Annotated in this window: 5 protein-coding genes; 2 read left to right on the forward strand and 3 right to left on the reverse strand. The window is 48.0% G+C overall.

Annotated elements, in window-relative coordinates; translation table 11 throughout:
• Positions 1 to 2,630 (reverse strand): alanine--tRNA ligase (alaS, locus tag V6C93_RS25290; RefSeq protein ID WP_333479436.1); only part of this gene is annotated, 2,630 nt, incomplete at its 3' end.
• 778 nt (positions 2,631 to 3,408) lie between these two features.
• Here alaS and V6C93_RS25295 point away from each other — a divergent pair.
• Together V6C93_RS25295 and V6C93_RS25300 are read left to right on the forward strand one after the other, a co-directional pair.
• Positions 3,409 to 3,612 (forward strand): heavy-metal-associated domain-containing protein, encoded by a 204-nt coding sequence (locus V6C93_RS25295; protein WP_333479437.1) that lies wholly within the window; start codon positions 3,409 to 3,411, stop codon positions 3,610 to 3,612.
• 639 nt (positions 3,613 to 4,251) lie between these two features.
• On the forward strand, positions 4,252 to 5,223 hold the full coding sequence (locus tag V6C93_RS25300) for a GGDEF domain-containing protein (protein WP_333479438.1): 972 nt from the start codon (positions 4,252 to 4,254) through the stop codon (positions 5,221 to 5,223).
• Positions 5,224 to 5,325: 102 nt separating this feature from the next.
• Here the strand turns inward: V6C93_RS25300 and V6C93_RS25305 are convergent, their stop codons facing one another.
• Together V6C93_RS25305 and V6C93_RS25310 are read right to left on the reverse strand one after the other, a co-directional pair.
• Entirely contained in the window at positions 5,326 to 6,048 is a 723-nt protein-coding gene (locus V6C93_RS25305; RefSeq protein WP_333479439.1) for an ATP-dependent Zn protease, read from the reverse strand.
• A 345-nt stretch (positions 6,049 to 6,393) separates the two neighbouring features.
• On the reverse strand, positions 6,394 to 8,182 hold a 1,789-nt coding region (locus V6C93_RS25310), incomplete at its 5' end, for a hybrid sensor histidine kinase/response regulator (RefSeq protein WP_333479440.1).

The following is an 8,182-nucleotide window of genomic DNA, read 5'->3' on the forward strand; positions in this document are numbered from 1 at the left end:
TGCTGTGCACTTTCCAAGGCTTCTGCCAACTTACTGGCGTCGCGTCCACCGGCTTGAGCGAAGTTGGGGCGTCCACCGCCGCCACCGCCGCAGAGTTTGGCAATGCCACCAATGAATTTACCCGCTTGCAACCCCTTGGCGTTCACTCCCTTGCTAAATGCTGCCACTAGACTGACTTTGTCAGCTTCGGGCACCGAACCCAACACTACAGCACTTTCTCCCAATTTTTGCTGCAAGCGTTCGGCGGCTGTCTTCAATCCATCGGCATCAACATCTTCGAGTTGAGCAACCAGAATTTTGAACTCGCCCACTGACTCGGCTTTGGCTAGCAATTGGTCTGATTTTGCCAAGGCAAGTTCTTGTTTGAAGGCATCAAGTTGCTTTTGAGTGGCTTTCAATTCGTTCTGTAAACCTGTGATTCGCTCTGGCAATTCTTCGGGTTTAACTTTAAAGCGATCGCTCAATTCCCGCACCACTTTATCCCGCACGTTCAGGTAATCTAGTACAGCTGGCCCTGCAACCGCTTCAATCCGCCGTACCCCCGAAGAAATACCCGTTTCCGAGACAATCTTAAATACCCCAATCTCAGCCGTGTTGCTCACATGGGTACCACCACACAGTTCCATCGAGACACCAGGGAAATCAATCACCCGTACCTCATCCCCGTACTTCTCTCCGAACATGGCGATCGCTCCTCGACGCTTCGCCTCCTCAAGGGGTAGCACTGCTACGTCAGCCGTATGAGCCTCCGCAATCCAGGTATTGACTTGTTCCTCAATTTGCTGTAACTCTTGCGCTGTTAGAGCACGAGGGCTGTTAAAGTCAAAGCGCAATCGGTCAAAGTCTACTAGAGAACCTGCCTGAGAGATGGAGGGGTCAACAATCTGTTTCAGCGCCGCTTGTAGCAAGTGCGTTGCCGTGTGGTTGGCTTGAGCACGACGGCGACAGGAACGGTCAATTTGAGCGGTTAAGGTTGCGCCTACCTCCAAGGTTCCGCGTTCGATGTGACCGAAGTGGACAAAGAAATCGGATTCTTTTTTAACGTCTTCAACCCTTACCAGGACAGTATCGCCTGACAAGTAACCGCGATCGCCAATTTGTCCCCCAGATTCTGCATAGAATGGCGTCTGATCCAGAATGACCTGCACCTTACTACCCGCTTCAGCAAACTCCACGGACTTGCCATCGAGTAACAGTGCTTCCACCTTGGCTGTTGACTGGGGTTGCTTGTAGCCTAAGAACTCGGTGACTTGGATATGTTCAGCGAGCTTATCCAGACTACCCTGTACAGTTAGGTCAATCGTTTCGTGGGCTTCGCGGGCACGTTCTCGCTGTGCTTCCATTTCCGCCTCAAAGCCAGCAATATCTACCGTTAGACATTGTTCTTCTGCGATTTCCTGGGTTAACTCCAAGGGGAAGCCATAGGTGTCATAAAGGGTAAAGGCATCTTTGCCCGAAATCTGACCCCCCTGTGTCCCCCCTTGGGTTCGGGGGAGAGAGGATAGAATCTCTGCCAGCAGCTTCTCACCTCGTTCCAAAGTTCTGAGGAATTGGGATTCTTCTCGCTGCAGTTCGGCTTTGATGGCGTCTTCTCGTATCCGAACATTCGGATAGGCTGATTCAGAAAGCGCGATCGCACTTTCTGCCACTTGAACAGTAAACTCACCTTGAATCCCAATCAACCGCCCATGACGCACGACTCGGCGGATTAAGCGGCGCAGCACATAACCCCGACCGACATTCGAGGCGGTAATGCCATCGGCAATCATATGAACCACAGACCGAACGTGGTCGCCAATGACCTTAAGAGAGACTTGGGTTTTCTCATCACTCTTGGCGTAGTCAATTCCCGCAATATCTGCTGCGGTTTTGATAATCGGGAAAATCAGGTCAGTTTCGTAGTTATTCGGCACCTTCTGGAGGATTTGCGCCATCCGTTCCAGTCCCATGCCAGTGTCGATGTTTTTGTTTTTGAGGGGTGTGAGTTTGCCATCTGCATCCCGGTTGTATTGCATGAACACCAAGTTATAAAACTCGATGAACCGACTATCATCTTCTAAATCGATGTTGTCGTCGCCTTGTTCTGGATGAAAGTCGTAATAAAGTTCCGAACAGGGGCCACAGGGGCCAGTTGGGCCAGACACCCAGAAGTTATCATCCTCTCCCATTCGCTTAATGCGTTGAGGAGGGATACCAATTTGGTCACGCCAGATGGCAAACGCTTCGTCATCTTCCTCGAATACACTAATGACGATGCGTTCTGGGGGCAAACCAAAAACTTTCGTGGACAGTTCCCATGCCCATGCGATCGCTTGCTCTTTAAAATAATCCCCAAAGCTGAAGTTGCCCAGCATCTCAAAGAAGGTCTGGTGCCGAGCTGTGCGTCCGACATTTTCAATATCATTGGTGCGGATACACTTTTGGGACGTGGTAGCGCGGGAAAATTCTGACTGGTGCTGTCCTAAGAAAATCGGCTTGAAGGGTAACATCCCCGCAATGGTGAGCAGCACCGTTGGATCTTCCGGCACTAAAGAGGCACTCGGCAGCACCTTGTGTCCCTGTTGGGCAAAGAAGTCGAGGAAAGTTTGCCGGATTTCGCTACCGCTTTTGAACTTGGGGGATTCAGGCATGGTCGTCTAGAAGGGGGCTAGAAATCAAAAAGAAAAGGTTGCAACAGGTCAGTCATCAGTTTGAGTACACCGGGGTGAAAACTCGGACTCAAGCTCATCACTTCCACAAAATCTGGCTGCTGATCAGTCAACTGGTTATCTATTTTTACATTTGTTTATGCAGTGTTGCTGCATTTCTAGTCGAGGAGTGGCTTGTGTCAAGCAGGATTGTTACTTCTTAATGCAATATTTGCCGTTCGTGAAGACTCATCAACTTTGGTAAACTCCGTGTAGCCGCTAGCGGAGGCTATGGTAGTTTAAATATATGGACATCGAACTCCAGACAAACAAACGGAGAAGAACAAACCCAATGGGCATAGATGCGATGTTCCCGATCTGTGACCCAGCCACAGCAGAAACCAGCCAATTATAGATTCAAGGGGCTAAACGCCAGGGCAACCTGAGCCAGCCAAACGAAGTGTAGAACGACACAACTATGTTGGAAAAAGTAAGGTGGAGCTGTGAAAATTGTAAACCCTAGTAATTAGCAGTTGATAGTCAATCTCAAAGTTAACTTCTTGAAAAATCAAACATTCGTACTTAGGTGGGTCTAGCGTATAATTGGCTAGACCCATTAAGTTTTAAGGCTAAGTGCTTCTCCTGGCACGAAGAATACAAGGAGCAGCAAGGGTAGTTTTTATATTTCGATGTTGAGAGAAAAATAGACGTGAGTTCTCAATAAAGCATTACAATTAGAAGTTGAATTTAGCTGAAAATACAAGAGAATCAGGGATTAATTATGGCGGTAGCAACTTATACGTTTAATGTTCCTAGTATCGTTTGTAATGGCTGTGCCAAGGCGATTACTGATGAGATTCTCACTCATGAGTCAGCCGCTAAGGTCAATGTTGATGTGACCGCCAAGACAGTTAACGTTGAAACCGAAGCGTCTGAAGAATCAATTAAACAAATGATTGTGTCTGTAGGTCATACAGTAGATTGAGCTACTCCCCCACTAGGTCATTGTTGAAACTCCACCCCTAACTACGAAGCATAGGGGTGTTCTTCTTTGTAGACTTTGCCCCACTAGGCTAACAGGAACACAGGTACTTCAACGACTTTACGTTCGATTAGATTGCCCTGTCAGTAACGGAGTAGTGTTCCCAATCACCTCTATATAGCGGTTCTCCAATGAGTGGAGTACGGTCAGACCTAACCCCCAACCCCCTTCCCTAGCTAGGGAAGGGGGCTAAATTCAAAGCCTTTCTCCTTGCAGGAGAGAGGTTTGGAGAAAGATTAGAACTGTACCGCACACAACTGAGAAACGCTATATTTCACACGTAAGTGCTAATATCATTTCTTCTCAAACCTCTTTTATTTAGAGCTACAGGTGTTTTTAGGGATGCGATCGCCTACGGAATCTGCTCTGTTCGTAGCAGTAGCGAAGCGATAGTGACTTTAGGCTTGTTGGCGTGACGCTAGCTGATCGCATCATTGATGCATCATCCACGCCTATAGAAAATACAAAGTTTAGTCGGGTGCTTATATTGATATCTTCCACAGCTAGAAGAACCAGGAAGTAGAAAATTTTACATTATTTTGTTAGAGTCAATGCCTTAGCTTGCCAGAGCTACGTACCAACATGGACGCTTCTATATTGGTGGTTGGAAATGATCAGTTTCTCACCACAATTGTTAACCAGATTGGCAAGATGATGTCTGGCAGGGTGGAGGCGTCCTCTGCTCTTAATGAGGTCATACCGCTAATTCGGAGCCAACAACCGGCTATCTTAATTTTGCAGGCAGCTCAGCTCGGCTGTTTGGAACTGTGTCATCAAATTAAACAACAGTCTCACCTAGGGTGGATTTACTGCATCTTGATAGACAACCAGCCTGATCTCACCGCTGATGGAATGTCATTCAACCAGCATTGTGAGTTGACAGCTTGTGCCGAAGCCTTGGAAAAGGGAGCAGATGCCTACTTACGGATAACTTCAGCCGTCGAGTATGAAGAAATTCGCTTGCTGAAGGCGCAAATTGAGGCAGGATTACGAGGAGTGCGATTTTATCGGGAAGTCATGCAGACGAATGACGTATTGTCCACGATGGCGTTAGCCGATCCATTGACAGAACTCAGCAATCGTCGAGCAATGGAATGGGAGTTACCCCGACAAATTCATAATGCTCGTGTCGAATCGACACCATTGAGCTTGGTTATGCTGGATGTGGACTATTTTAAATCAGTGAATGACACTTACGGGCATCAAGTGGGCGATCGCGTTCTGCAACTGCTGGCTGCTCGTCTGCGACATAACCTACGTTTTCAAGATACCCTCTTCCGCTATGGTGGGGAAGAATTTGTGATTGTTCTCAGTTATACCACCTTTCAAGATGCCCTAATCGTTACTAGACGGCTAAGGTGCTTAATTAGTGACCAACCTTTTAACATTGATGGGTCATTGGCGCTGGGAATTACAGTTAGCATGGGGCTGGCTTCTCTGATTTCCACAGATGATGCTAAAGGCGAGAGTCTAATCCGACGTGCCGATCATAATCTGTTGCGTGCCAAATCGAGTGGTCGCAATCAGGTGTTTTGTGGGGATGAGGGTTTTTAAGGGTTGAAGGTTGAAGATTGAAGGTTGAACGTTGAAGGTTGAACGTTGAACGTTGAAGGTTGAACGTTGAAGGTTGAACGTTGAAGGTTGAACGTTGAACTTCTAATCCTGACTACCTACGACTTTTTCAGCGGCAACTTCTGAGGATTGGTAATGTTGTTGAATCACCTGATAGCACTCTGCTACTGAGGCGCGTTGTTCCAGTGCTGCAACTAACGCCTCGTAAGATTCCCAATGTTCCTGAATTAGGGTTTGAGCTTGGCGAATCGCTAACCGCTCTTTCAGTTGAAACTCGCTCCCTTGACGCCCTAATAATGTCAGGGTTTCTCTCAGTTTCTGCCGATCTTCTACACCTCCTTCTGCACTGCCGTAGACTAGAGTTTCGGCGGCAATTCCTGCCATCCAGACTTTGCAGAATCGATCTAAGGTCAATTGCAGTTGTCTAACGTCAAGCACATCAGGTGAAAGGACTTCTGTATCAAAGGTGACCCCTCCTAAACCCGGTTGTCCTTGTTTGAAGGCTTCCCAGGCGGTTAGGGTGTATCCGGTGATAGGAATACCCAGGAGGTACGCGACGAGAAAGTGACCGGCTTCATGTCGGAGAATGCGATCGCGATGCTGACTTCTGGTACCTGCCAGCCAATCTATTAGTAAGGTAGCGCCTTTGCCTTGGAAGTTGAAGCTATCTAGTGTGGCCAGGCTCAAAACGCCCAACGTCGTAACAGCAGGGATGACGGGTGAGATATTAAACATGGGGCCTAACAGCGCTGACAGCGTCATGCCGAAGACGCCAATGGCAATTAAATTCAGAGCGGTTTGTTCCATTGGTTTTATCGAGTTTTTGTTAACTTTTATTAATTTTAAGGCTTAAATCTGTTTTCGCTGTTGGTTAATCATTGGATCTTGAGGTGGGTTTGACCTCTCCCCCTAACCCCCTCTCCTACGAGGAGAGCGGGGATAAGAGGAATTACTCCAGGCTCCAAGGGAACTGGAGTTTAGACTAATGTCACAGATAGCGCTTTTTTCCGAAAAACTGTCGCAAAAATACGCTACCTATAGTGTGATTTTTGATTTAGTCTAAGAGTCCAGAAGGGAAGGAGAAATGTTGCAAGGTAAAAGGACATGATGGCTGTTTAGCCGGACATGATTATGACAAGCAAGCCTTCAGAATCAAGCCTTTACGGAATGATCTAGCTTAGTGCGTGTGAGTGTCATCAGAGCTTGAACCAAGCGTTCTGGCTCAAGTGGTTTGGTTACATGTCTTTGAAAACCACTACTGATAGAGCGCTGATAATCAGCTTCCCTAGCATAGGCAGTGAGGGCGATCGCTGGAATCTGTCCCCCTTGTGCGGGAGATAGGGATCGCACTTGTTGGATCAGAGAACAGCCATCCACATGGGGCATCCCAATATCACTGACCAACACATCTGGTTGAAAAGATACCAAATTTGCCAGCACTTCCGATGCTGACGCAACTGTTAACACTTCTGCTCCATATTGAGTGAGTAATGCCGTTAATAGTTCACGAGCATCGGGCTCATCATCGACGGTAAGGACTCGAAGTCCCGTCAGGTCAAGGTTTTGTTGTGGTAAATCATCCGTTTGCGGGATTTCTGGTTCAACATTGAGCAAGGGCAACTGGACAGTAAACCACGCGCCTAGCCCTTCTCCTGGACTATCTACCGTGATGGTACCCCCATGAGACTCAACTAATTGACGGACGATCGCCAAGCCTAGACCTAAACCTCCATATTTGCGAGTAATCGAGGCATCTTCTTGCCGGAAGCTTTCAAAGATATGGGGGAGAAAGTCTGGGCTAATCCCTCTACCAGTGTCTTTGACCGTAATTTTTGCTCGATCTTCGACCTGATCTAACTGGATGTCTACTCGTCCGCCCTTGGGAGTAAACTTGATAGCGTTGGATAACAAGTTCCAGACAATCTGCTGGAGGCGAGCCGCATCACCAGATACTTGCCCAATATTGGGTAATACAGGATGAAGCGAGATAGATTTTGCGGCAGCGGCTGCATGGACGGTTTCGATCGCTGCTTCAATTGCAGAATATAGATTGACGGGAGCCATGCTCAGACTGAGTTTGCCGCGCAAAATCTTGGCAATATCGAGCAGGTCATCAATCAGTTGTGTCTGTAATTTAGCATTACGCTCAATCGTGGCGAGGGCTTGAGTCGTCTTCGTTTCGCCCAGCTTCCGCGCTTGCAACAACTTTGTCCAGCCCAAGATAGGATTGAGCGGCGATCGCAATTCGTGGGAAAGAACAGCCAAAAATTCGTCCTTGATGCGGTTAGCGCGTTCGGCTTCTGCTCTGGCTGCTTGCTCGCGTTGAAGGAGTTGTTCCTGTTCTGCCTCCGCCCGTTTTTTCTCTGTAATGTTAAGGACAGTACCAATAAAGCGGATAACAACGCCTGCTGAGTTAAAAAATGCTTTTCCCTTCGCTGCAACCCATCGTTCAATGCCATCTTCTAGTCCCACTGTGCGGTACTCAATGTTATAGTCGCCGCTACCTTTGGGGTCGAACGATTGCAGCACAACCTGGTGGGTACGATCGCGATCATCTGGATGCAACCCTGCCAGGAAAACATCCCAGGTAATTTCAGCGCTGGGTGACAACCCAAACATCGCCTTGCATTGATCGTCCCACCTCAAAACTTCTGTGAGAGGGTTGAAGTCCCATGTTCCTAGCTCGGCAGACTCAAGGGCAAGACGTAAGCGGTTCTCACTTTCGTGCAGCGCGGCTTCTATCTGTTTGCGTTCAGCTTCGCCGCTCTTGCGATCGCTAATGTCCTCAAATAAGATGGCAACTTTTCGGCTTTCTGGTGGCTCAATTCGGAAGGCAGAAACATCAAACCATCGCTTCAATGCCTCGGAATAGTTTTCATAACGAACAGGTTCGCCCGTCAGGACAACCTTGGCGTAAAGGTCGATCCAGTATTGTTCCAAT

Source organism: Allocoleopsis sp. (assembly GCF_036703385.1).
In the GTDB taxonomy this organism is placed as follows: Bacteria; Cyanobacteriota; Cyanobacteriia; order Cyanobacteriales; family Coleofasciculaceae; genus Allocoleopsis.